The organism is Streptomyces sp. CB01881 (assembly GCF_002953255.1).
Taxonomy (GTDB): domain Bacteria; phylum Actinomycetota; class Actinomycetes; order Streptomycetales; family Streptomycetaceae; genus Kitasatospora.
In genome coordinates, this window is record NZ_CP026498.1 from 1,530,822 (window position 1) to 1,553,568 (window position 22,747).

The 22,747-nt window shown below is 74.7% G+C and carries 21 protein-coding genes and 1 pseudogene; 9 read left to right on the plus strand and 13 right to left on the minus strand.

Annotated features, from left to right (window positions below; genetic code table 11):
- Window positions 1-72 precede the first annotated feature (72 nt).
- From C2142_RS06695 to C2142_RS06715, 5 genes are all read right to left on the minus strand, one after another.
- Window positions 73-774, minus strand: a complete 702-nt coding sequence (locus C2142_RS06695) for a NeuD/PglB/VioB family sugar acetyltransferase (protein ID WP_148641531.1) — start codon at window positions 772-774, stop codon at window positions 73-75.
- Between the two features lie 38 nt (window positions 775-812).
- A complete protein-coding gene (locus tag C2142_RS06700; RefSeq protein WP_346766431.1) occupies window positions 813-1,682 on the minus strand; it encodes a sugar transferase in 870 nt (289 codons plus the stop codon).
- On the minus strand, window positions 1,679-3,037 hold the full coding sequence (locus C2142_RS06705) for a glycosyltransferase (protein WP_241002417.1): 1,359 nt from the start codon (window positions 3,035-3,037) through the stop codon (window positions 1,679-1,681). Before C2142_RS06705 ends, C2142_RS06700 begins: the two co-directional genes overlap by 4 nt.
- Window positions 3,030-3,884: a polysaccharide deacetylase family protein gene (locus tag C2142_RS06710; protein ID WP_148641532.1), complete on the minus strand. Its 855-nt coding sequence runs from the start codon at window positions 3,882-3,884 to the stop codon at window positions 3,030-3,032. Before C2142_RS06710 ends, C2142_RS06705 begins: the two co-directional genes overlap by 8 nt.
- Window positions 3,885-4,198: 314 nt before the next feature.
- Window positions 4,199-4,471, minus strand: coding sequence for a hypothetical protein (locus C2142_RS06715; protein WP_148641533.1), 273 nt, complete (start codon window positions 4,469-4,471; stop codon window positions 4,199-4,201).
- A gap of 390 nt (window positions 4,472-4,861) precedes the next feature.
- Here C2142_RS06715 and C2142_RS06720 point away from each other — a divergent pair, with 390 nt between their 5' ends.
- Window positions 4,862-5,884 (plus strand): polysaccharide deacetylase family protein, encoded by a 1,023-nt coding sequence (locus C2142_RS06720; protein ID WP_241002418.1) that lies wholly within the window; start codon window positions 4,862-4,864, stop codon window positions 5,882-5,884.
- A 780-nt stretch (window positions 5,885-6,664) separates the two neighbouring features.
- On the opposite strand, the gene C2142_RS06725 is transcribed toward C2142_RS06720, so the two are convergent.
- The gene (locus tag C2142_RS06725) at window positions 6,665-7,441 is read right to left on the minus strand and encodes an aspartate/glutamate racemase family protein (protein ID WP_148641534.1); all 777 of its coding nucleotides are present in this window, start codon (window positions 7,439-7,441) and stop codon (window positions 6,665-6,667) included.
- 18 nt (window positions 7,442-7,459) lie between these two features.
- Here C2142_RS06725 and C2142_RS06730 point away from each other — a divergent pair, with 18 nt between their 5' ends.
- Both C2142_RS06730 and C2142_RS06735 read left to right on the plus strand, forming a co-directional pair.
- Window positions 7,460-8,638, plus strand: a complete 1,179-nt coding sequence (locus C2142_RS06730; RefSeq protein WP_148641535.1) for a glycosyltransferase — start codon at window positions 7,460-7,462, stop codon at window positions 8,636-8,638.
- 24 nt (window positions 8,639-8,662) lie between these two features.
- The gene (locus C2142_RS06735; RefSeq protein ID WP_148641536.1) at window positions 8,663-9,409 is read left to right on the plus strand and encodes a class I SAM-dependent methyltransferase; all 747 of its coding nucleotides are present in this window, start codon (window positions 8,663-8,665) and stop codon (window positions 9,407-9,409) included.
- Between the two features lie 166 nt (window positions 9,410-9,575).
- On the opposite strand, the gene C2142_RS06740 is transcribed toward C2142_RS06735, so the two are convergent.
- The 5 genes from C2142_RS06740 to C2142_RS06760 all read right to left on the minus strand — a co-directional run bounded on the left by C2142_RS06740 (window position 9,576) and on the right by C2142_RS06760 (window position 14,181).
- A complete protein-coding gene (locus tag C2142_RS06740; protein ID WP_148641537.1) occupies window positions 9,576-10,451 on the minus strand; it encodes an alpha/beta hydrolase in 876 nt (291 codons plus the stop codon).
- A 50-nt stretch (window positions 10,452-10,501) separates the two neighbouring features.
- Window positions 10,502-10,798: a hypothetical protein gene (locus C2142_RS06745; protein ID WP_148641538.1), complete on the minus strand. Its 297-nt coding sequence runs from the start codon at window positions 10,796-10,798 to the stop codon at window positions 10,502-10,504.
- Window positions 10,799-11,089: 291 nt separating this feature from the next.
- The gene (locus C2142_RS06750) at window positions 11,090-11,773 is read right to left on the minus strand and encodes a thiol:disulfide interchange protein DsbA/DsbL (protein ID WP_162002421.1); all 684 of its coding nucleotides are present in this window, start codon (window positions 11,771-11,773) and stop codon (window positions 11,090-11,092) included.
- A gap of 277 nt (window positions 11,774-12,050) precedes the next feature.
- Window positions 12,051-12,917 carry a slipin family protein gene (locus tag C2142_RS06755; protein ID WP_148641540.1) on the minus strand — a complete coding sequence of 289 codons (867 nt, stop codon included), beginning with the start codon at window positions 12,915-12,917 and terminating at the stop codon, window positions 12,051-12,053.
- Window positions 12,918-13,059: 142 nt separating this feature from the next.
- Window positions 13,060-14,181: a glycosyltransferase family 4 protein gene (locus C2142_RS06760; protein WP_206670917.1), complete on the minus strand. Its 1,122-nt coding sequence runs from the start codon at window positions 14,179-14,181 to the stop codon at window positions 13,060-13,062.
- Between the two features lie 322 nt (window positions 14,182-14,503).
- Here C2142_RS06760 and C2142_RS06765 point away from each other — a divergent pair, with 322 nt between their 5' ends.
- Window positions 14,504-15,622 carry a glycosyltransferase family 4 protein gene (locus tag C2142_RS06765; RefSeq protein WP_241002419.1) on the plus strand — a complete coding sequence of 373 codons (1,119 nt, stop codon included), beginning with the start codon at window positions 14,504-14,506 and terminating at the stop codon, window positions 15,620-15,622.
- Between the two features lie 165 nt (window positions 15,623-15,787).
- Here C2142_RS06765 and C2142_RS39460 read toward each other — a convergent pair whose 3' ends face one another.
- Together C2142_RS39460 and C2142_RS39465 are read right to left on the minus strand one after the other, a co-directional pair.
- Window positions 15,788-16,588, minus strand: coding sequence for a hypothetical protein (locus tag C2142_RS39460; protein WP_162600480.1), 801 nt, complete (start codon window positions 16,586-16,588; stop codon window positions 15,788-15,790).
- Window positions 16,589-16,831: 243 nt separating this feature from the next.
- On the minus strand, window positions 16,832-17,002 hold the full coding sequence (locus tag C2142_RS39465) for a hypothetical protein (RefSeq protein WP_241002420.1): 171 nt from the start codon (window positions 17,000-17,002) through the stop codon (window positions 16,832-16,834).
- Between the two features lie 116 nt (window positions 17,003-17,118).
- On the opposite strand from C2142_RS39465, the gene C2142_RS06775 reads away from it, so the two are divergent.
- The 5 genes and pseudogenes from C2142_RS06775 (at window position 17,119) to C2142_RS06800 (ending at window position 22,647) form a co-directional block, all read left to right on the plus strand.
- Window positions 17,119-17,811: a CpsD/CapB family tyrosine-protein kinase gene (locus C2142_RS06775; RefSeq protein ID WP_162600481.1), complete on the plus strand. Its 693-nt coding sequence runs from the start codon at window positions 17,119-17,121 to the stop codon at window positions 17,809-17,811.
- A pseudogene (locus tag C2142_RS39470) lies at window positions 17,808-19,666 on the plus strand (aminotransferase class I/II-fold pyridoxal phosphate-dependent enzyme). Before C2142_RS06775 ends, C2142_RS39470 begins: the two are co-directional and overlap by 4 nt.
- Before the next feature lie 127 nt (window positions 19,667-19,793).
- Window positions 19,794-20,249: a large conductance mechanosensitive channel protein MscL gene (gene mscL, locus C2142_RS06790; RefSeq protein ID WP_148641542.1), complete on the plus strand. Its 456-nt coding sequence runs from the start codon at window positions 19,794-19,796 to the stop codon at window positions 20,247-20,249.
- 466 nt (window positions 20,250-20,715) lie between these two features.
- Complete coding sequence (locus C2142_RS41940) at window positions 20,716-21,546, plus strand: DUF6643 family protein (RefSeq protein WP_346766363.1); 831 nt, start codon at window positions 20,716-20,718, stop codon at window positions 21,544-21,546.
- Window positions 21,547-21,768: 222 nt separating this feature from the next.
- Window positions 21,769-22,647 (plus strand): MOSC N-terminal beta barrel domain-containing protein, encoded by an 879-nt coding sequence (locus tag C2142_RS06800; RefSeq protein WP_148641543.1) that lies wholly within the window; start codon window positions 21,769-21,771, stop codon window positions 22,645-22,647.
- Window positions 22,648-22,747 lie beyond the last annotated feature (100 nt).

Sequence of the window (22,747 nt, forward strand, 5' to 3'; positions counted from 1 at the left end):
GAGCCGGGCGTCCGCGAGCCGGGGCCTCGCCGCTGGCCGGCCGGGGCCTGGTGTGAGGGGAGAGGCATGGCGTCAGGGGCGGGCCGCCCGGAGCGGACGGGCGGGCGAGCCGACCACCACCTCGCCGGGCGGGACGTCCCTGGTCACCACGGCGGCCGCGCCGACGAAGGCACCCGCACCGATCTTGCGGCCCTGGAGGACGACGGCGTTGCTGCCGACGGTGGTGTCGTCGGCCAGCAGCACCGCCCCGGACACATTGCCGCCCGGGTAGACCGTCACCCGCTCGCCGAAGACGGTGTCGTGGCCAACGGTCGCGTTGTAGTGGACCTGGCTGTGCGCGCCAAGGCGCACGCTGCTGGACACGTACGCACCCCCCATGACCAGGCAGCCCGGCTCCAGCACGGTGCCCGGAGCGATCAGCGCCCTGGGGTGGACCAGGGTGGCGGGCGCCGCCCCCCGGGCGTCCAGCACGGCGGCGAGCCGCTGCCGGACCGCCGGGTCGGCGATGCCCACCAGGTACCGGGCGCCGGACGGGATGTCGGCGGGCCTGCGGACGGGCAGGCCGCGGACGGTGGCGCCGTGCTGCCGATCGTCCAGGAAGCCCGCCACCGGGACGCCGGCCGCGAGCGCGGTGTCCAGCGCCTCGCGGCCGACACCGCCGACGCCGGCGATCCAGAGTTCCGGGTGGGCCTGGTAGGGCTCATGGGCTTGGTGGGGCTGGCAGGCTTGGTGGGGCTTGTGGGTTTGCCTGCTGGTGGCGGCCGTGGCAGTCATGACGTCATCCTGCCCGCTCCCCGCGCCGGCTTCCGGATTCAGGACGCCTCCTCGACGACGGTGCGGACGGGCTGCGCCAGCCGGGGGCCGGTGGCCTGCCGGGGCAGGCTGATGGTCTTGGTCGGGAACGGGGCGACCGGCGCGGGTGCGGTCACCGGCGCAGGTGCGGTCATCGGCGCAGGTGCGGTCACCGGCGCGGCATACGCGACCGGGGCGACCGGGGTGACAGGTGCGAACGGAGCGGGCGCCACGGGCGCCACGGGCGTCTCGGCGGGCTCGGTGGTCTCGGTGGGCGCCGGGAATCCGGGGTTGACCCCGCCGGCGGCGGTGATGCCGCTGGGGTTCAGCAGCACCCCGACGGTGAGCGCGAGGATGCGTAGGTCCAGCAGCAGCGAGCGGTGCTGGACGTACCGGAGGTCCAGCTCGATCCGTTCGGGCCAGCTGATCGAGTTGCGGCCCCTGACCTGCGCCCAGCCGGTGAGGCCGGGCCGGACGTCGAGCCGGCCCCGCTGGCGTCGGGAGTAGTGGACGACCTGCTCGGGCAGCGTGGGCCGGGGCCCGATCACGCCCATCTCGCCGCGGGCGACGTTCCAGAGCTGCGGCAGCTCGTCGAGGCTGGTCTTGCGGAGCATTTCGCCGAGCCAGGTGATGCGGGGCGCGTCCGGCTCCTCCGGAAAGCGTCTGTCCCGCATGGTGCGGAACTTGAGGATCTCGAACTCCTTGCCGTGCCACCCGGTCCTGGTCTGACAGAAGAGCACCGGTCCGCCCGTCGTGCAGCGGATCAGCAGGGCGATCACCAGGCCGAGCGGAATCGCGACGATCCCGGCCAGGACGGTGACCGCGAGGTCCCCCCTCGCTTCATGACGGTCCTTCCCCCTGATGCGGTGCGGTGAAGTACGCGGGCTCAGCCGACCGTCCAGGGCAGGGCCTTGGCGCGGGCGACGGCCGCGTAGGTCTCCAGCGAGACCCTGGCGACGGCGCGCTGGTCGAAGTGCGCCGCGGCACGGCACCGGGCTGCGGCGCCGAGCCGGTCGCGCAGGCCGGGCTCGGTGAGAAGCCGGTCCAGCGCGGTGGTGAGGGCCCGGGCGTCCCCGGGCGGGACGAGGAGCAGGTGCTCGTCGTGGGTGCCGATCTCGCGGCAGCCGCGGATGTCACTGAGCACCATCGGGAGACCGCCGGCGGCGGCCTCCATGGCGGAGCGCGAGAACCCCTCGCGGTAGGAGGGGAGCACGAAGACGTCGAGGGCCGCGTACACCGCCGGCATGTCGCGGCGCGGGCCGGGGAACTCGACGCCGGACTCGGCGCCGTGGGCGTCCGGCTTCTCCGGGTCGTCCGGGCCGATCCAGACGAAGCGGGCCTTCCCGGCCAGCGCCCGGGCCGCCTCCGCGTACTCGCGGATGCCCTTCTCGGCCACCCGCCGGCCGACCCCGCCGACCAGCAGCTCGTCCGGCCCGACACCGAGTTCGGCACGGAGCCGGGCGCGGGCACGAGCCCGGTCGCCCGGGTCGGTGGCGAAGCGGGTCAGGTCCACGCCGTTGCCGACCACGCGCGAACGGCGGGCCGGCACGGCACGGGACAGGGTGCGGCGGTCCTCGCCGTTCTGGTACAGCTCGGCGTGCGAGAAGCGGCCCGCGAAGGCCTCCACGCCGAGCACGAACGCCCGCTTGGCGAACGGGTCGTGGGCCTGCGCCCAGAGGCCGTGGCAGGTGTTCACCACCACGGGCACCCGGGCGAGCCGGCCCAGCACGCGGCCGAGCACGCCGGTCTTGGGGTTGTGGGTGTGCAGCACGTCCGGACGGAGCCGGTTCAGCACGGCGAGCAGCTCGCGGGCGGCCGCGGCGTCGGCGCGGGGCTGCCAGGCCCGGGTGAGCGCGTGCAGCGGCTGGTGCCGGACGCCGATCGCCTCCAGGTCGGTCACGTACGGGCCGGGCGCGCTGATGCCGTAGGTCTCGAAGCCGGCCTCCAGGTCCACCTTGAGCTCGGTGGCCAGGAGGAGGTGGAGGCTCATGTCGACGGTGGTGAGGTGGGCGACGCGCAGCGGGCGGCCGCCGGGGCCGCGCAGCCGGGGCACCAGGGTGCTCGGCCCGGATGGGGTGGGGTCGGGCGCAGTGGGCCGGGGCATGGCGGGCCGAGGTGCGCGCGACCGGGGCGCAGTGGGCCGGGGCTCTGCGGGGCCGGAAGTGGTGGGCTTGGAGACGCCGGGCTCGGAGGCGCCGGGCTCGGGAGCGGTGGGCTCGGGTAGCGGGGCGGTGGACTCAGGCACGCGCACCCACCGCCTTCGCGGTCGCGACGATCCGGGCGTAGGCCCGCTCGGGTATCAGCCGGCCGTAGAGCTTCGCGCGGAAGAAGTCGATCGGGTCGGTGCGGCGGACCGGCACCCGGCACAGCCGGACCGGGTCCCCGCCCGGGGTGTTGCGCCCGACCTCACCGGTGGCGGCGGTCCGGAACCGGGCCCGCAGCGCCGGCTCCATGTGCGGGACGGAAACGCCCCAGGTGTAGGCGTAGTGCCGGGGGCGGGCCCCGAGGTGCTGCTCGACATCGTCGTTGCAGGCGTCCAGTTCGGCGGTGGTGAGCAGCTCGGGCCGCGCGTGGCTCCGGGTGTGGTTGGCGACCGTGCACAGGCCCGAGGCGGTCATCTCGCGCAGCTGCTCCCAGCTGAGCCCCGGGGCGCCCGAGGTCTTCGCGGTCGAACCCTCCCAGCGCATCTCGCCGCCGACGTGGCCGCTGGCGAGGTAGACCGTGAAAGGGAGGCCGCGCTCGCGCAGCAGCGGCCAGGCGTTCTCGTAGACGTCGGCGAAGCCGTCGTCGAAGGTGAGCACCGTGCTGGGGGCGTGGCGGCCGGCCTCGATCCGGTCCACGGCCTCGTCCAGCGAGACCACCCGGCCGGGCGGGAGTTCGGCGAGCAGGTCCGCCTGGGCGGTGAAGTCCGAGGTGGCGACGTCCAGTTCGTCCGGGCTGCCGCCGCCGACGCGGTGGTGGATCAGGACGGTGGCACCCTCGCCCGGCCTACCGCCGACCGCACGGGCCAGCTGGCGTTTCACCTGCTCGCGGATACCCCCGGACGCACCGGCCGTCGCCCCGGCCTCCGCGGGCCCGGCTGTGCCGCTCATCGATCCCCCTGCGCCTATTTCCACCCTCGGCGGCGCCCTCCCCGGCGCCGCCAAGTGGCCTTTTATTCGGCGCAGTTGGCGACCGAATGGAAATCACAGTAGGGGGAACTGTGGGGCTGATGACCCGGAATTGTGAAAGAAGCGAGAAGGAGTTGGCAGATGGGCTGAAAACCGGCCGATCCGACCGGTTGGAATCGATCAGCCGTTCAGTCGACGGCGCGGCTTTCCGGCCTCCCGGCCGCGCCCGGCCCGACCGTCGGCGGGGCTGCCGTCCGAACCGGTCGCGGTCTCAGAGGGTCGCGCCGGTCGCTGTCTCAGAGGGTCGCGCCGCGCCGGTACCGCAGCAGGGCGAACGCGATCCGACCGAGCAGGAGCACCCCGGCGGCAAGACAGCCGGCCACCGCCATTGCCCAGGCCGGACCGTCACTGTCCGGAACCACCACCGCGACCACGATCCCGATCGCCAGGCAGGCCAGGCCGACCATCGCCAGCGGGATCTGGTGGGTGACCAGCGCACCGCCACTCCATGCTCGGGCCATCCGGGTCGCACCGTGCAGGTGGAAGTGATCACGTTCCGCATCTGCCATGAGCCCAAGGTACCCCGAGGCTGCCCGGGAGGCAGCCCGCAAGGAGTGGTATTCCCTGCACTCTGCGCAACCGAAAAGGCTTCGACGGCACTCCGGCGCACCCCCTCGGGCGTTTGTTTCGGACCCACGAAAAATCCTCGCCCGTCCGGTACAACCATCTACGGCGTGTAGGGGTCTCCACTACATTGAGCGATCCAGGAGCCGTCCGCGGTGCGGGTTGGGAGTCCCCGCCGAGGACCGGAAAAACCCAGGGGGCGGAGCCGCCGTGCCCTGGAGTCGGAGGCCGGGCTCCGTCCTCCGACGGTACCGCCACGCCGCACCGGCGACCGAGGGGGAACCGTGCCGCAGTCCCAGTCCACGACATCGATCTCCAGGCCCCGGAGCAGCTCCGTGGTCCGCGCCCTTCCGGGCGTGAACGTGCACCCGCTGTCGCAGGCGGCCGCCGGGCAGCCGGCCGCCCGGCAACCCGTCGTCCGTCCGGTAGCGGCGGCACCCCAGTCGGCCGCCGGACGCGGTGACTGGCTGCGCTTCGCCCCCGTCCAACCGCTGTTCCGGGCCCGGGCAGCGCAGCGGCTCGCCGTGCTCGCATACCACGGCGTCACCGACCCGCGATCCTTCGGCGCCCAGCTCGACCGCCTGCGAAGACTCGCCACACCCGTCTCGCTCTCCGCCGTCCAGCAGGCCGTCACCGAACGGCGGCCCCTGCCGGCCCGCAGTGTCCTCGTCACCTTCGACGACGCCGACCGCAGCGTCCTCACCCACGCCCTGCCCGCCCTCAACGACCGGGGTATCCCGGCCGCCGCCTTCGTCATTTCCGAGCTGATCGGCACCGAGAAACCGTTCTGGTGGCACGAGGCCGACTTCCTCGCCCGGCACGGGGGACGCGCCCGCTCACTCGACTGCGGACACCCCTCGCAGCTGCTCCCCCGGCTCAAGGCCATGGCCGACCCGGACCGGCGGCGCAGCCTCCAGGAGCTGCGGGTCAGTGCCGACCGCCGCCCTCCCCGGCAGGAACAGCTCACCCCCGCCGACCTGCTCGCCCTGCGCGAGGGTGGAGTGGCGATCGGCAACCACACCCAGGGGCACCCCTGTCTCGGCCGCTGCGACGACGCCACCGTCCGTACCGAGATCACCGGCGCCCACGAGGCCCTCACCCGCTGGCTCGGCGAACCACCGGCCGCCTTCGCCTACCCCGACGGCGGCCACGACCCGCGCGCGGAAAGCGTCCTGCAGGAGCTGGGCTACCGCCTCGGCTTCCTCTCCGACCACCGCCTCGGCCCCCGCCTCCCCAACCACCCCCTCCAGATCAGCCGCCTCCAGGTCGACTCGACCACCAGCACCCGCCGTTTCGACACCATCCTCTCCGGCCTCGAACCCGCCTACCGCCGCTGGCGCGGCCAGGCCGTGGCCTGACGGCGAAGGGCGAAGCGGGTGGCTGCGCAGGAAGTCGACCCGCCCGACTTCCTGCGCAGCGGCATCGGCCCACCCGCGCTGCACCAGCGCAGCGATAACTGTTTGCAAAGTGTGCCTGCGCCCGCGCGCCAGAAGTCGGCCCGTCCGACTTCCCGTACAACCGCACCGGCCCACCCTCGGTACACCGGGACCGCAACAACTGTTTGCAAAGTGTCCGTGCACCCGCGCACCAGAAGTCGGCCCACCCAACTTTTCATGCAGCGGCTGGCCTGCCCGCGCCGAGCCGACTCCGCGACAACTGTTTGCAAAGAGTCCGTACACCCGCGTGCCAGAAGTCAGCCCACCCGACCTGCCAAGTTGCAGCAGCGGCTGGCCTGCCCGCGCCGAGCCGACCCTCCACAATTATTTGCAAAGTGCCCCTACGCCCGCGCACCCGAGGTCGGCCCGCACGGCCTCCCATGCCACCGCACCGGCCCGCCCTCGCTGCACCGGTGCCACGGCAATTGTTTGCAAAGTGTGGCTACGTCAGGCGACACCCGCGCGCCAGAAGTCGGCCCGTCCGGCTTCTCATGCGCCTCGAAGCCTCGCCCGAGGCTCGGGCTGCGCGGAACGTCGCCGGAGGGCGCCCCGCGGCCTCGGGCCCGGGCCATCGAGGGCGCACGGGTCGGCCGACAGACGGAGCGGGAGGGCCCGGAGAGGCCAGGAGCCGACCGCAGGCTGCCAAAGCGGCCAAAAAGCAGAAGAGCGCCGCCGACAGCAGCGAACCAGGAGCCCCGCCCGTCAGACCGCCGGGGCCGTGGCGGCGAGGGTGTGGCCCTGCGGATAGAGGAGCGCGGCCGGGGGGAGCGCGGCGGGCGCACCGGCGTGGAGGACGGTCAGGGTGCCGTTGCCGGTGCGGGCCGGGTCGGCGATGCGGCGGAGGGCCTGGGCGGCGACGGCGTCGGCGGAGCCGTGCAGGATGAGGTCCGGGGCCGCGACGGGGGCGACCGCGGTGCGGATGCGGTCGGCCACCAGTTCGTAGTGGGTGCAGCCGAGCACGATGGCCGCCGTGCCCGTCGGCGTGCGGGCGGCCGCGTCGGCGATGGCCGCGTCGATGGCGGCGTCGTCGCCGTGTTCGACGGCGTCCGCCAGGCCGGGGCAGGCGACCTCGGTGACGGCGGCCGTCCCGGCGAAGTCGCGGATGAGGCCGCGCTGGTAGGCGCTGCCCGTGGTGGCCGGGGTGGCCCAGATGGCGACCGGGCCGCCGAGGGCGGCGGCCGGCTTGATGGCCGGGACGGTGCCGATGACGGGCAGCGCGGGCTCCAGTTCGGCGCGCAGGGTGGCGAGCGCGTGGACGGAGGCGGTGTTGCAGGCGATCACCAGGGCGTCCGGCCCGAGGGCGGCGGCCGCCCGCGCGCAGCCGAGGGCGAGCGCGGTGACCTCCTCGGGCGTCCGCGGGCCCCAGGGCATCGAGGCGGGGTTGGAGGACAGCACCAGGTCGGCGTCGGGGCGGAGCCTCCGCAGGGCGGCAGCGGCGGCCAGCAGGCCGATTCCCGAGTCCATCAGTGCGATCTTCACAGGGCAAGACTTTAGTCGATGCCCCGCTGCGGGCCCCGGGTGCGGCAGACTGCCCGGGTGACCGTCCTGCTGTGGATCGCCGTGCTCTCCCTGCTGGTCTGGCTCTGGCTCGCGTGCTGCCACGGGTTGTTCTGGCGCACCGACGTACGGCTGCCGCCGCGCCGTCCGCCCGCCCGTTGGCCGCAGGTCGTGGTGGTGGTGCCGGCCCGGGACGAGGCGGAGGTGCTGCCGCTCAGCCTGCCCGGTCTGCTGGCGCAGAAGTATCCGGGCCGGGCCCGGGTGGTGCTGGTGGACGACCACAGCTCGGACGGGACCGGAACGCTGGCGCGTTCGCTCGCCATGCCCGGCGGGCTGGAGCTGACCGTGACCACCCCTCCCCCGCTGCCGCCCGGCTGGACGGGAAAGCTGTGGGCGCTGCGGCACGGGGTGGAGCTGGCCGGTCCGGACGCCGAGTACCTGCTGCTCACCGATGCGGACATCGCGCACGGACCGGACTCGCTGGCCGAGCTGGTGGCCTCCGCCGAGACCGGCCGGCTGGACCTGGTGTCGCAGATGGCCCGGCTGCGGGTGGAGACGGGGTGGGAGCGGTTGATCGTGCCCGCGTTCGTCTACTTCTTCGCCCAGCTGTACCCGTTCCGCCGCAGCAACCGGCCCGGGGCCCGGACGGCCGCGGCGGCGGGCGGCTGCTCGCTGGTGCGGCGGGAGGCCCTGGAGCGGGTGGGCGGGGTGGCGGCAATCCGGGGGGCGGTGATCGACGACGTGTCGCTGGCCCGTGCGGTGAAGGCGGCGGGCGGCCGGACCTGGCTTGGCCTGGCGGAGCAGGTGGACAGCGTCCGCCCGTACCCGCGGCTGGCCCAGCTCTGGCGGATGGTCTCGCGCAGCGCGTACGCGCAGCTGCGGCACTCCCCGCTGCTGCTGGTCGGGACGGTGGCCGGCCTGGCGCTGGTGTACCTGGTGCCGCCGGTGGCGGCCGTCACGGGGGCGGTCACCGCGCACTGGGCGGTGGCGGCGGCCGGCGGGGCGGCGTGGGCGCTGATGGCGGGGACGTTCGTGCCGATGCTGCGCTACTACCGCCGGCCGGCGCCGGCCGCGCTGCTGCTGCCCTTCACCGCGTTGCTCTACCTGCTGATGACGGTGGACTCGGCGGTACAACACTGGCGCGGACGCGGGGCCGCCTGGAAAGGCCGGACGTACTGAGCCCGGTTGGGCCACACTGTTCGAATGGACCGTCAGACGATCTCCCGCCTTGCCCACGCCCACCATCCGATCGCCGCGCCGATCACCGACGAGTCGGTGGCCCGGCTGCTGGCCAGGGCGACCGAGCACACCGAGACCGGCCGGGCCCTGGACCTCGGCTGCGGCGAGGGCGCCTGGCTGGTCCGGGCGCTGGCGGCGCGGCCGCACTGGCAGGCGGTCGGCGTGGACCTGGACGCGGCGGCGCTGACCCGGGCCCGGGAGACGGCCACGGCGCTCGGGGTGGAGCGGCGGATCGGCCTGCACCACCTGGACGCCCGCGAGTTCAAGGCCAAGGAGCCCTTCGACCTGGTGCTGAACGTCGGTGCGACGCACGCCTTCGGCGGCTTGCTGCCGACCCTGGCGGCCGCCCGCGAACTGCTGGCCCCCGGCGGTCTGGTGCTGGTCGGCGAGGGTTTCTGGGAGTGCGAGCCCGCCCAGGCCGTGCTGGACGGCCTGGGCGCGGCCCGGGACGACTTCGCCGATCTGGCGACCACCACCGACCGGGTGATGGCCGACGGCTGGACGCCGGTGTACGGGTACGTCAGCAGCCTGCAGGAGTGGGACGACTACGAGTTCTCCTGGACGGGGTCGCTGTCGGCCTGGGCGCTGGACCACCCGGACCACCCGGACGCGGCGGCCGCCCGTGAGGCCGCGGACCGGCACCGCACCGAGTGGCTGCACGGCTACCGGGGCACCCTGGGCTTCGTCACGTACCTGCTGCGCCGCGACTGAGCCGCGGCCGGGCCGAGGCACGCCCGGCCCGGCCCGCACACCCGCCCCCGCACACCCGACTCCGGCACACCCCTGCCCGGCAAGCCCACCCCGCCGCGACCCGACACGATCAGCTCCGCCCCCGCCCCGGACCACCCCACCCCGGACCGGCGGCCGGGGCACGGGCCTACTTCTGCGTGCGGGCGAGGAAGTCGTCGATCAGCGGGGCGATCTCCGGCAGCTTCTCCTCCAGCGCGAAGTGCCCGGTGTCGAACACGTGCAGCTCGGCGTCGGGCAGGTCGCGCAGGTAGGCCCGGGCGCCGGGCTCGGTGAAGAACGGGTCGCCCACGCCCCAGAGGATCAGCGTCGGCGGCCGGTGGGCGCGCAGCCACTCCTGCCAGACCGGGTAGAGCGCGACGTTGGAGTGGTAGTCGAGGGCGAGTTCGACCTGGATGTCCTTGCGGCCGGGCTGGTCGAGGAAGTGCTGGTCGAGGGTCCAGCCGTCGGGTGCGACGAGCTCCCGGTCGCCGGTGCCGCCCTCGTACTGGCTGCGGGTGACCTCCAGGGTGAGGATGGAGCGCGCCCGTTCGGCGGCGCCGTCGACACCGTGCTGGTTGGCGATGAACTCCCTTGCCAGGTCGGAGAGTCCCTCCTCGTAGGCGTTGCCGTTCTGGACCACCAGGCCGGTGATCCACTCTGGGTGGCGGGTGGCCAGCCGCAGGCCGACGGGGGCGCCGAAGTCGAAGACGTAGAGGGCGAACCGGTCCAGCCCGAGGGCCAGGCAGAAGCCCTCGACGACGTCGGCGAGGGTGTCGAAGCGGTAGGTGAAGTCACCGGGCGCGGGGCTGTCGCTGTGGCCGAAGCCCGGGTAGTCGGGGGCGATCAGGCGGTAGCGGGTGCCGAGCGTGTCGAGGAGCCGGCGGAACTGGTGGGAGGCGGAGGGGAATCCGTGCAGCAGCAGGAGGACGGGCGCGTCGCTCGGACCGGTCTCCCGGTAGAAGACGCGCAGGCCGTTCACGTCGACGTGGCGGTGCCGGATGTGCGGGATCGTCAGCTCGCTCATGCTAACTATTAAACTCCCACGTACCAGTTAGATGCAACGCCTTCCGGCGATCACCGGCCCAGCAGCCGCAGCGCGGCCGGCTTGGTGAACTCGTACCGGGTCATCTGTTCGAGGTCCTTCAGCCAGCCCGTCACCCGGGCCGGGCGGGCCGGCACCCGGCCGTACAGCTCCTCGAAGGCGGAGGTGACGCCCTCCAGCGAGAACCGGCCGACGACCCACTCCCGCCCCCAGGAGCCCAGCCGGGCCCGGTGATGGAACAGAGCGCGAGCGGGGTCAGCACCGCCCAGGCGAAGCCGAGCACCGCCTGCTTGTACCGGGCGCGCAGGTCGCGCTCGGCCAGCGCGCACCAACTCCCGTGCGCCCCCGAGCTCCCGGGCCACCTGCGTGGGGCTCGGCCGGCGCTTGAAGACCAGCTCCGGCGGCGGGCCGCCTCGGGGCGGCCGATGTCTGGCTGTCGCGCTCGTCGACGAGCTGCGCGCGTTGTCCCCCACGGACCCCTGCCCTCTCCGGTACCGCCGGTATCGAGAAGTGGGCCCGCCACCACGGCAGTTACCGGCCTCGGCGGTGCGACCCGGCGTCCACTCTGGCGCAGGGTGTGGTCACCGGGGGTCGGTTCGGTGAAGGTGATCGGGTCGGGGTCAGTGCTGCTCGTGGCGCGGATTGCGCTGCTGGTCCTGCTGGACCAGCCGGTCGAGGACGTCGGGCATCGCCTCGACGCCGCCGGCCTGGGTCGGCGAGGTGCGCTGCTCGCCCTGGACGACGACGGTGGGCAGCTCGTTGATCCCGTACCGGACGAACATCGCGGCGGCCTCGTCGACGGCCTGCTGCACGTCGGCGGAGCGGTAGGCGTCCCGGAACTGCTGCGGGTCGACGCCCTGGCGCAGCGCCCAGTTGGTGGCGGTTTCCTCGGTGGTGAGGTCCTGCTTGTTGGAGTGGATCGCACGGAAGGCGCTGGTCTGCAGGCGCTCGACCAGGTCGAGGCGCTCCAGCGTGTAGTAGAGGCGTGCGTGGCCGCGCTGCGTGACCTCCCCGCGGCTGCGCGGCCAGATCGCGGGCACCCGGCGCAGGTCGACGTCCTCGCGGTGCTTCTCGGTCCAGGCCTGGAGCGGCTTCTCCAACTGCTGGGAGTGGCTGCAGTCGTACCAGAAGAACTCGACGGCCTCGGTGCGGGCGCTCGCGCGCGCCGCCTGGGGCTGGTCGATCCGGGTGAACCGGGAACCCTCGGTGGCGGGTTGGCTGGTGGCTGCGTCGGCCTGGACGGGGGATGCGGCGATCCCGGTGGCGACGGCGAGCAGGACGGTGGACCTCAACAGCGTCTTCACACCGGGCAGTCTGACGGTGACGGATCGTCATCGACCAGTCGGCCCGGGGAGGCCGGGCCGGGATTCGCCCGTTCGGCGCAGCCCGGCCCGGGACCGCCCCCGGCCCGTCACCGTCCTGTCGCCACCCCGGGGCCGCGGCCAGGCCCGGTGACGGGACCGCGGCCGATGCCGGGACCAGGCCCGGTGACGGAGCCAGGCCCGGTGACGGAGCCAGGCCCGGTGACGGAGCCAGGCCCGGTGACGGCCCGGTACGAGGCCGGACGGACGAGCCGGCTCCTCACTCCGGGCGCGGGGCGTGCTCCGGGCGCGGGGGTACCAGGGCGGGCGCGGGCTCCGTCTTCGCGAGCGCGGGCGCGTCGGCGGCGGGCGCCGCCGCCTGCTGCGGGGCCGCACCGGGCTTCGGGGTGGCGCCTTCGAAGAAGCGCAGCAGCTCGACCGGGAACGGCAGGACGAGGGTGGAGTTCTTCTCCGCCGCCACCTCGACCACGGTCTGGAGCAGGCGCAGCTGCAGCGCGGACGGCGTGCTGTCCATCATCTGCGCCGCCTGGGCGAGCTTCTCGGCCGCCTGGAACTCGCCGTCGGCCGTGATGATGCGGGCCCTGCGCTCACGGTCGGCCTCGGCCTGGCGGGCCATCGAGCGCTTCATCGAGTCGGGCAGCGCGACGTCCTTGATCTCGACCCGGTCGATGTGCACGCCCCAGCCGAGGGCCGGGCTCTCCAGCATCAGCTCCAGGCCGCGGTGCAGGTTCTCCCGGCCGGAGAGCAGGTCGTCCAGCTCGCTCTTGCCGATGATCGAGCGCAGTGAGGTCTGCGCGACCTGCGACATGGCGAAGGCGTAGTTCTGGACGTCGACGGTGGCCAGCACCGGGTCGACCACCCGGAAGTAGACCACCGCGTCGACCCGGACGGAGACGTTGTCCCGGGTGATGCCCTCCTGCGCGGGCACCGGCATGGTGATCACCTGGACGTTCACCTTGCGCATCCGGTCGACGACCGGCACCAGCAGGGTCGGGCCGGGCTGGCGGACCCGTCCGCTCACCCGGCCCAGCCGGAACACCACTCCCCGCTCGTACTGCTGGACCACCCGTACTCCGGTGGCGAGCCAGAGGATTGCAAGGGCCGCGAGGCCCGCGAGTACCACCATGTCCGGTGACCTTTCCCCGTGCCGGCGCGTCCGGGCCGAGTCCCTGATGGCTCCGTCGTACGAGCGCGCCGCGGAGGAAGTATCCGCCCGCTCCGGCCGGATGCCTACGGCGGGTGCGGGTCTTGATGCACGGTCGGCACCGTCACCCCCGTTCCCGGCCGGTGACCGCCGTGAACAGTGCCTGCCACCGGTCGGTCACGACGCCGAGTTCGGAGTGCGCCAGCGCGTGCTCGCGGGCGGCGGCGCCGAGCGCGGCGCGGTCACCCGCCAGCACCTTGGCCAGTGCCTCGGCGAGCGCGAGCGGGTCGCCGGGGGCGGTCAGTGCGCCGGTGCGGCCGTCCTGGACCACCGAGCGGACCCAGCCGACGTCGGTGGCGACGGCGGGCAGGCCGGCCAGTGCGGCCTCGATCAGGACGCCGGGCACGCCCTCGCTGTCGCTGGTGAGCAGCAGCGCGTCGGCGGCGCGGTAGAGCGGTGCCGGGTCGGCGAGGGTCCCCAGGAAGTGGGCCCGGGCGGCGGCCGGGTGCTGTTCGAGGGCGGTGCGCAGCGGGCCGTCGCCGGCCACCGCGAGCCGGACGTCGGGGATCCGGTCGAGGGCGTCGAGGGCGAGGTCGAGCCGCTTCTCGGGGGCGATCGCGCCGATCCAGGCGACCAGCAGGCCGTCGGCGGGCAGGCCGAGGGCGTGCCGGGCGGCCCGTCGGTCGGCGGGGCCGTCGGCGGGCGGGTAGCGGTCGGCGGCGCGGGCGTTGGGGATGGTGCGGACCTTCCCGGCGGGCAGCCGGAACCGGTCCTGGAGGACGGCGCGGGCCTCGTCGGCGAGCGCGGTGACGGCGGCGGCCCGGTGCAGCAGGACGCCGGTGCGCAGGCGGCGCAGCGGGCTCGCCGTCCAGTGCCGGGGGTCGCCGATGGAGACGTAGACGAACGGGGTGCGGGTGCCGGCCAGGGCGAGGGCGCAGGCCGGGAGGGTGGCGGAGCCGTGTGCGACGACGAGGTCGGCGGTGCGGGCTGCGGCGCGCAGGGCGCGCAGGGTGGCGGGGTGCAGCCGGCCGGGGCCGAGCACGGTGGTGGCGCGGGTGTCGGGTGCGTCCGGGTGGGCGTCGGGGTGTGGGGCGAGGGCGCGCAGTGCGGAGGCCTGGCCGCGGCGGCGCAGTTCCCTGTGGAGGTCCCGGGCGAGGTTCTGGGCGCCGCGGCGGCGCGGGTCGGTGATCAGGTGGAGGATGCGGGGGCGGGTTCCGGCCGTCTTCGCCGGCGTCGCTTCGGGCATGGGATCGACCTTGGCACAGGGCCCGGCGCGGTACAGCCCCTTCGCGCAACCCGGTGGTGGCCTGCGCGCCCGCGTGGGTACTCCCGGTGGGCGCCGTTCGATGCCGTCGCACGCTGACCGCGCCGGTCGTGCGCCCTGCCGCACGCCGTCGGCCGCCCCCGGCCGCCCCCGGGGCCGGGGACCGTCCTGGCCGATTCCCTGGCGGGCCGCGGTCGCCACCTGCGATGCTGATCCGCAATCAGGGCGCCGGCCGGCATGGGAGACCGGGCGCGCCCACGAGGGCGGGGGTTGGCCTGTGCATGTGCTCTATGTGATCGACAGCGTGAGCAGGGTCGGCGGGGCCGAGCAGGGTCTGGTGGCGATGGCCCCCCAACTGGTGCGGGCCGGCGTGAAGCTGGACGTCGCGTACCTCAAGGACTCGCCCGGCGGCTTCCAGCCGGAGCTGACCGCGGCCGGCGCCGACGTGTTCGGTGTGGGCCGGCCCACCCGGGGGCGGACGGCCGCCGCGTTGCACCGGCTGGTCCGGGAGCGCCGGCCGGACCTCGTCCACACCACGCTCTACGAGTCGGACGTGCTCGGCCGGGCCGCCGCGCTGTCGGCCTGTACCCCGGTGGTCTCCAGCCTGGTGAACTCGGCGTACGGCCCGGAGCACCTCGGCGCGCGCGGGCTCAGTCCGTGGAAGGTGCGGGCGGCGCAGGCGGTCGACGCCGCGACCGCCCAGGGCACCCGGCGCTTCCACGCGCTGACCCGGTACGTGGCCGGGGCGATGGCGCAGCGGCTGCGGGTGCCGCGGGAGCGGATCGACGTCGTCCCGCGCGGGCGCGACCCGGAGCTGCTGGGCACCGTCACCCCGGAGCGGCGGGCCGCCGTGCGGTCCGCGTTGGACCTGCCGCAGGACGTCCCGGTGGTGCTCGCGGCGGCCCGCCAGCAGTACCAGAAGGGCCTGGACGTGCTGTTGGAGGCCTGGCCCGGGGTGCTGCGGGCCGAGCCGGACGCGGTGCTGCTGCTGGCCGGCAGCGAGGGTGCCGAGACGGCGCGGCTGACGGCGCTCGCCGAGGCGGCCGGCAGCGTGCGCTTCCTCGGGCCGCGCGACGACGTCTTCGACCTGATGGCCGCCTCCGACGCGTTCGCCGTGCCCTCCCGGTGGGAGGGGCTGGGCAGCGCGGCGATGGAGGCGATGGGTGTCGGCGTGCCGCTGATCTGTGCGGACGTGCCCGCGCTGCGCGAGACGGTCGGTTCGGAGGACTACGCCCGGCTGGTGGCACCGGAGCGGCCGGCCGAACTGGCGGCGGCGCTCACCGACACGCTGGAGGACCGGGCGTCGGCCCGGATGCGGGCGAAGGCGGCCCGGGCCCGGTTCCTGACCGCGTTCACACTGCATCACGTGTCGGCCCAGATGGTCGGGTTCTACGAGCGCTCGCTGCGGCTGCGCCAGGTCTGACGGGATCCGGCCACCGCGGTCCCGTTCGCCCTGATTCGCCGGGCCCCAGTATCGCCAGAACGGTTGCGCCGCACGTCGCGGCTCGGCAAGCATCGCAGGAGGGGACCGGCGGGGGCGGCGGGCCGAGGGCCGGCGCGCCCCGCGCCGCCACGGGGGAGCGCATCGTCAGGGGGCGGGTTGCGACAGCAGCCACGGGATTCCACCGTGCCGCACGCCCGGCACAGGTAGCAGCACCCGGACCGCCGCGCTCCCGAACGGGCCTTCCCCGGGCGGGAGTTCCACAGCACCACCGCACCACGAACGCGAGGGGATCCAACCGGTGGAACCGGCAAACCACTTCACCGTCCTGCGGCGGTACTGGCGGCTGCTCGTCGGCTGCACGCTCGCCGCGCTCGTCGTCGGCTGGCTCCTGACCCCGGCCGGTGGCACGGTGGACAACGCCAAGTGGAAGTGCAAGGTCGCCATCACGCCGGTCGCGGGGGCCGGCGACACCGTGCGGGCCGACCAGGTGCTCTCGTACGCGCAGGGCTCGGACGTCGCGACGGCGGCGGCCAAGCAGCTCGGCACCGACGCCGCCGCGGTGATCGCCCGCCGCACGGTGACGGCCGACAGCGCCCAGATGTTGTCGATAGCGACCACCGGACCGACCCAGCAGTCGTGCTCCGACCTGGCGGCCGCGTACTCGGCCGCGATCATCAAGGGCTTCAGCGACGAGTCCGCCAAGAGCGCCGCCGAGACCGTCAAGAAGCTCCAGGCCCAGGCCGACGCGCAGCAGAAGGCGCTGGACGACATCCAGCAGCAGTTCAACCGCTCGTCGGCCGACGACCAGCCCAAGCTGCAGCCCAAGCTGACCGCCGCGTCCACCTCGCTGACCGCGACGCTGACCGCGATCAGCAAGCTGCAGAACGGCGCCCAGACCGACGCCATCCAGCAGTGGGGCAGCATCGACGCCCGCCAGGGCACCACCAGCCTGCTCTCCTCCCCCACCCGCAGCGTCCGGCTGGGCCTGGCGGTGGCCCTCGGGCTGGCCCTCGGCGTGGTCGCGGCGCTGATGCTCAGCCGGATGGACACCCGGCTGCGCACCCGCAACGCGGTCGAGGAGGCGTTCAACCTGCCGGTGATCGGCGAGGTGCCACAACTCTCGCGCCGCCCACGGCGGTTGCGCGAGCCGCTGGTGCGCGCCCGGCCGTCCGACCCGGCCGCCGAGACCTACCGGTCGCTGCGCTCGACCCTGCTGCTCACCGGCCCGGACGCGCTGGCGCTGCCGGTCCACGGGCAGGGTGACCGGGAGCCCGCCGAGGCCGTCGCGCGACGGCTCACCCGGCCCGCGCCGGTGGTGCTGGTCGCCTCCGGCAGCAGCGGCGACGGGCGGAGCACCACGGTCGCCAACCTGGCCGCCGCGCTCGCCGAGACCGGGCGCGAGGTCCTCGTCCTGGACTGCGACTTCCGCCACCCGCAGCTGCACGCCCACCTCGGCGTGGGGGGGCGGCCCCGGCATGGCCGAGCTGCTCAGCGGCGAACAGCTGGGCGAGCTGGACGAGTTGATCCGGCCGACCAACGCCGAGGGGGTCTCGCTGATCACCGGCGGCAACACCACCGCCTATCCGGCCGCGCTGGTGCTGCGGGCCGCCGAGGCGCTGCGCCGGGCGCGCCGGTACGCGGACGTCATCCTGGTCGACACCTCGCCGCTGCTGCACGCCAACGACGCGTACGACCTGGTGCAGCATGCGGACGCGGTGCTGGTGACCGTGCGAAGCGGCAACGTGACGCCCGAACAGGCCGACCGGGTCTCGGAGTTGCTCTCCCGGACCGGGGTGCCGGTGGCCGGTGTGGCACTGCTCGGCACGTACGGCCCGACCGGGCGCCGGCGGCGCAGCGCGGCGGGCGGCGGTACGGCGGCGCTCGGCGGCCGCTCGGCGCAGACGGCCCTGCCGCGTCCGGGGGCGCCCGCGCCGGAGCACGGTGGCCAACGGGCGGCGGAGCGGGGGTCCGGCCGGCCGGCCGGACGATCGGCGGAGCGGACGGCGCCCAGCTGGGCACGGCGCGGCGCCACCGGCACCGGCACCGGCGGCCACGGCGCGAACGACACCAACGGCTCCAACGGCTCCAACGGCCACGGCACCCAGGCCTCCGGGGGCGACGGCGATCACGGCGAGCCCGCCCTGTTGCGCGAGGGGGAGGAGCGGTGAGCGGACCGACCAGGGTCCTCTGGCTGGCCAAGGGCCTGGGCCGCGGGGGCGCCGAGCAGCTGCTGCTCAACTGCGCCCGCCACGCGGACCGGTCGCGCTACGAGATCGAGGTCGCGTACGTGCTCCCGTGGAAGGACGCCCTCGCCCCCGCGCTCGTCGAGGCCGGGGTACGGGTGCACTGCCTCGGCGCCCCCGGGAACGGCACCGGCCCGGGCACCGGGAACGGCGCCGGCCCGGGCACCCCCGGCCGGGCGGACCCGCGCTGGCCGCTGCGGCTGCGCCGGCTGCTCGCCACCCGGCGCTACGGCCTGGTGCACACCCACATGCCGATCCCGGCCGCCGCCGCGCGGCTGCTGGCGCCCACCGCCGGATCGCCGCGCCTGGTGCACACCGAGCACAACGTCTGGGACCGCTACCGGACGGCCACCCGCTGGGCCAACGCGCTCACCTACCGGCGCAACGACGCGGTGATCGCCGTCTCGCACGCCGTCGAGCGGACCATCCCGGCCGCCCGCCGCCGCCCCGGCGCCTGGGTGCACGTGGTGCACCACGGCCCGGACCTCGCCGGCGCCCCCGCAGGGCCGGCCGCCCGGGCCGCCGCCCGAACGGAACTCGGGCTCCCGCAGGACGCGTTCGTGGTCGGCACGGTCGGCAACCTGACCCCGAAGAAGGACCAGGCCACCCTGCCTGCCGCCCTCGGCGGCACGCCCGCGTTCCCGGACGGCCTCCCGCTCACCCGGGTGCGCGTCCCCGACCGCGCCGCGCTGCTGGAACGGCTCGGCACCGTCCTGGACAGCGGACAGCTGACCAACGGCCGCACCGTCGCCGAACTCGAGGAGACCGCCGCCAAGCTGCTGGACGTGCCGCACGCGGTGGCCGTCTCGAACTGCACCGCCGGCCTGATGCTGGTGCTCCAGGCCGCCGGTGTCGAGGGCGGGCGCCCGGTGGTGATGCCCGACTTCACCTTCTCCGCCACCGCCCACGCCGCCCACTGGGCCGGCGGCACCCGGTGTTCGCCGAGGCCCGCGAGCGGGACATCACCCTCGACCCCGAGGACGCGGCCGCCCGCCTCGCCGCCGCCGACCGCCCGACCGCGCTGATGGCCACCCACGTCTACGGCACGCCCTGCCAGACCGAGCGACTCCAGGAGGTCGCGGACGCGGCCGGCGTGCCGCTGGTCTACGACTCGGCGCACGGCTTCGGCAGCCGCCGCTGGGGCGTGCCGATCGGCAACTTCGGCTACGCCGAGGTGTTCTCGATGAGCCCGACCAAGGTCGCGGTGGCCGGCGAGGGCGGCCTGGTCGCCACCCGGGACGCCGGCCTCGCCCGCCGGCTGCGCACCGCCCGCGACTACGGGAACCCGGGCGACTACGACACGCTCTTCCCCGGCCTGAATGCCCGGATGAGCGAGCTGCACGCCGCCGTCGGCCTCAACTGGCTGGCCGGGCTGCCCGAAAGGGTGGCCCACCGGGGCACACTCGTGGCCGAGTTCGCCGCGGGGACGGCCGGCCTGCCCGGACTGCGGCTCGCCCTGCCGGAGGAGGGCGACGTCTCCACCTTCAAGGACCTCACCCTCATCCTGGACGCCGACGCGTTCGGGCTCACCGCGCTCCAACTCGCCGACGCACTGCGGGCGGAGGGCATCGACTCGCGCCGCTACTTCCACCCGCCGGTACAGCGCCAGCGCGCCTACGCCCACCTCGGGCAGGCCGGGACGCTGCCGCTGACCGACCGGCCGGCCGACTCGGTCCTCACCGTGCCGCTCTGGTCGCACATGAACGCACCCGTCGTCCGCCGGATCGCCGCGGCGGTGGCCCGGATCCAGCCGTACGCGGAGCGCCTGCGCACCGCCTGACCCGCCTCGCCGCATTACGCGGTTCGGGTGAACGCGGTTGGACCGCGGGCACCCCTGGTCGGCAGGATGTCCGGCCGGGGCCCGCGGTCCCATCCCACCCTCCTCCGTACGGATTTGGAGTCACCCGGTGCTCAAGGGATTCCGCAGCTTCCTGCTGCGCGGAAACGTCGTCGACCTCGCGGTCGGCATCGTCATCGGCGCGGCCTTCACCGCCGTCGTCACCGGGTTCGTCACGGCCTTCCTCACCCCGCTGATCGGCGTCGCGACCGGCGCCGTCGGCGACTTCACCCAGAAGACCTTCACGGTCGCGGGCACCCGCTTCCCGTACGGCGTGTTCGTGAACGCGCTGATCAGCTTCGTGCTGGTGGCCGCGGTGATCTACTTCATCGTGGTGGTGCCGGTCGGCAGGCTCCAGGCGAAGCTGGACGGCGCCAAGCCGGCACCGGTGGCCAAGGCGGACTGCCCGGAGTGCCTGAGCCCGATCCCGGCCGCGGCGGTACGCTGCTCGTTCTGCACCTCCGAGGTGGCGGGCCGCCCGGGCTTCCCCGCCCAGGCCTCCCCCCGGCCGGCGCCGGTCCGCTGACCCGGGGCGGCTCACGTCCGCCGGACGCGGGGGCTGCAGACGCAGACCCGCCGGAGGGCGGAGCCGACGGAGCGAGGGCCCGGCCGGGGGCGGACGCGCGCAGGGCGGCTGACCTCGGGCTTCGCGGCCCCGAAGACTCTCACGGGGACTTTATTTCCGAAACATTCACGAGCCCCGGCCGGTCCGTCGGCGGGGGCTCGAATGCGCCAGCGCACGCCCTGCCCGCAAAAGTTTCTTCGTCGGTCCCCGAACCGTCCACCGCCCCGACACCGCAACGACCTTCGCGGGCCCCGTCCGAGCCCCGTTCGAGGCCGCACCCCGGCCCGAACCTGGCCTGAACTCGACGCCAGAATGTCCGTTCTTACTACTTTCGAAACCTTTGTGCGAGCGAAGACTGTGTAAACACTCGAACTGCTCGGCCTCCCACTCTCCTCAGCAGGCGCATTGTGGGCTTACCGTATGCCCCATGACCTCGCCCCGCTCCTACGACGGAGTCGGCTACCCCTCTCCGTCCTTCTCCTCCGGCACGCCCATCTACGACTCCCTCGTCGCAGAACGCGGTGTCCCGCAGATCGCGCCCATCAACGTGCCGGCCGCCCTGCCGCCGGCACTGTCCTCCGGTTACGGATCCGGCCTCGGCCCGTCCTACGAGAACCGGTACGGCAGTGGGTACGACACCCCCGGCAGCAGCCTCCCCGCGCTGCCCCCCGCCCGCCTCGCCCTGGGCCCCGGCCCGAGCAGCGGCCCCTCCGCCGGCCCCGCCACGACGTACATCCCGGCGCAGCCCGCGCCGGCGTACGCCTCCGCGCCCCAGCCGCCCGTCCCCGGTTACGGCGGCCCCCAGGCCTACCTGTCCGGCCAGCGCCCGCAGGCCCCCGCCCCCGGGTTCTCGCAGGCCACCGGCGGCGGCGCCTACCAGCCGTCCGGCGGCCAGAGCTTCGGCGGACAGAACACCTTCGTGGGTGCCGGCCAGGGCAGCCCGCAGTCCTTCGGCGCGCAGCCGCTGGGCGGCCCGGGCTCCTTCGGCGGCCCGCAGCAGTCCGCCGGCCAGCAGCACGGCGGGCCGCAGAGCTTCGGCGGCCAGCAGTCGTTCGGCGGCCAGCAGCCCTTCGGCGGGTCCGGTCCGGCCGGCTCCGGCTTCCAGGGCCAGGGCGGCGACCAGTCCTTCGGCGGCGCCCAGCTGCGCCCGGCCTCCCCGGTCGCGCCGGTCCGCCCGATGCAGCCGCAGCGCCCGGGCCAGTACGCCGAGCCCGGCCAGTTCCAGCAGGGCTACCAGCCGCAGGGCCAGGGCTACTAGGTCGAGCCCGCCACCCCGGGCCGGCCCCACCCGGCCCGAACCCGCACCACCTGAGCACCACCCGGAGCCACCGCGCTCCGGGCGTACGGAGAAACGGGTCATCCACGGACCGCCCGGACCGCCACCTCACCTGGCGTCCGGGCGGTCCGTGCGCGTCCGGGGCCCGGTACGGCCCCGAGAACCGGATGCCGACGGCGCGGCGGCTCCTGGCAGGATGGGGGAATGCAGCTCACCGGACTTCACGTCTACCCCGTCAAGTCGATGTACCGCCTGAGCCCCGAGAGCGCCCGAGTCGAACCCTGGGGCCTGCTCGGCGACCGCCGCTGGATGCTGGCCGACCCCACCGGACGCTTCGTCAGCCAGCGCGAGAACGCCGCCCTCGGCCAGATCCGCACCAAGCTCGCCGACGACGGCACGCTCACCCTCACCGCCCCCGGCGGCTCCCGGATCGAGGTCCCGGCGCCGGCCGTCGCGGCGGGCGACCCGCTCGCCGAGGTCGAGGTCTGGGGCGCCCGCTTCAGCGCCGCCGAGGCCGCCAAGGAGGCCCACCTCTGGATCGCCGAGCACCTCGGCGACTACCGCCTGGTGCACTTGGACGACCCGCGCGCCCGCCCGGCCGACCCGGCCTTCTCCTCGCCCGGCGACACCGTCTCGATGGCCGACGGGTTCCCGCTGCTGCTCACCAGCACGGGTTCGCTCGACGAGCTCAACGCGCTGATCGCCGAGGACCACCCCGGGGGTCACGAGGTGCTGCCGATGGAGCGGTTCCGGCCGAACGTGGTGGTCGACGGCGCCGAGCCGTGGGCGGAGGACGGCTGGCGCCGGATCCGGATCGGCGCGCTCACCTTCAAGGTGGTCAAGCCCTGCGGCCGGTGCGTGATCACCACCACCGACCAGGAGAGCGGCGAGCGGCGCGGCCCCGAGCCGCTGCGCACCCTGGCGCGGCACCACAAGCTGCTGAAGAAGGCCGCGTTCGGCCAGAACCTGATCCCGGAACGCCCGGCCGGCACCGAGGGCGACGTGCTCGGCACGCTGCGGATCGGCGACGAGGTCGAGGTGCTGGAGGACGGCGCGCACTGGCCGGCCGACGAACTGGTCTGAGCAGCGGGCTCCCGCCGCCCGCCCCGCCCGCCGGCGTGATGTCCGGAACCGGAACTGTGCGCGCTCGTTGAAGCATGTGGTGAAGACGAAACGGCCCCTG

Coding starts and splice junctions, on each gene's coding strand:
- C2142_RS06755 (WP_148641540.1), bottom strand. CDS start 12,917: ATGGTGGTACTCGCGGGCCTCGCGGCCCTTGCAATCCTCTGGCTCGCC.
- C2142_RS06760 (WP_206670917.1), bottom strand. CDS start 14,181: ATGCCCGAAGCGACGCCGGCGAAGACGGCCGGAACCCGCCCCCGCATC.
- C2142_RS06715 (WP_148641533.1), bottom strand. CDS start 4,471: ATGGCAGATGCGGAACGTGATCACTTCCACCTGCACGGTGCGACCCGG.
- C2142_RS06800 (WP_148641543.1), top strand. CDS start 21,769: ATGCAGCTCACCGGACTTCACGTCTACCCCGTCAAGTCGATGTACCGC.
- C2142_RS06710 (WP_148641532.1), bottom strand. CDS start 3,884: ATGAGCGGCACAGCCGGGCCCGCGGAGGCCGGGGCGACGGCCGGTGCG.
- C2142_RS06695 (WP_148641531.1), bottom strand. CDS start 774: ATGACTGCCACGGCCGCCACCAGCAGGCAAACCCACAAGCCCCACCAA.
- C2142_RS41940 (WP_346766363.1), top strand. CDS start 20,716: ATGACCTCGCCCCGCTCCTACGACGGAGTCGGCTACCCCTCTCCGTCC.
- C2142_RS06735 (WP_148641536.1), top strand. CDS start 8,663: ATGGACCGTCAGACGATCTCCCGCCTTGCCCACGCCCACCATCCGATC.
- C2142_RS06775 (WP_162600481.1), top strand. CDS start 17,119: ATGGCCGAGCTGCTCAGCGGCGAACAGCTGGGCGAGCTGGACGAGTTG.
- C2142_RS06730 (WP_148641535.1), top strand. CDS start 7,460: ATGCCCCGCTGCGGGCCCCGGGTGCGGCAGACTGCCCGGGTGACCGTC.
- C2142_RS06740 (WP_148641537.1), bottom strand. CDS start 10,451: ATGAGCGAGCTGACGATCCCGCACATCCGGCACCGCCACGTCGACGTG.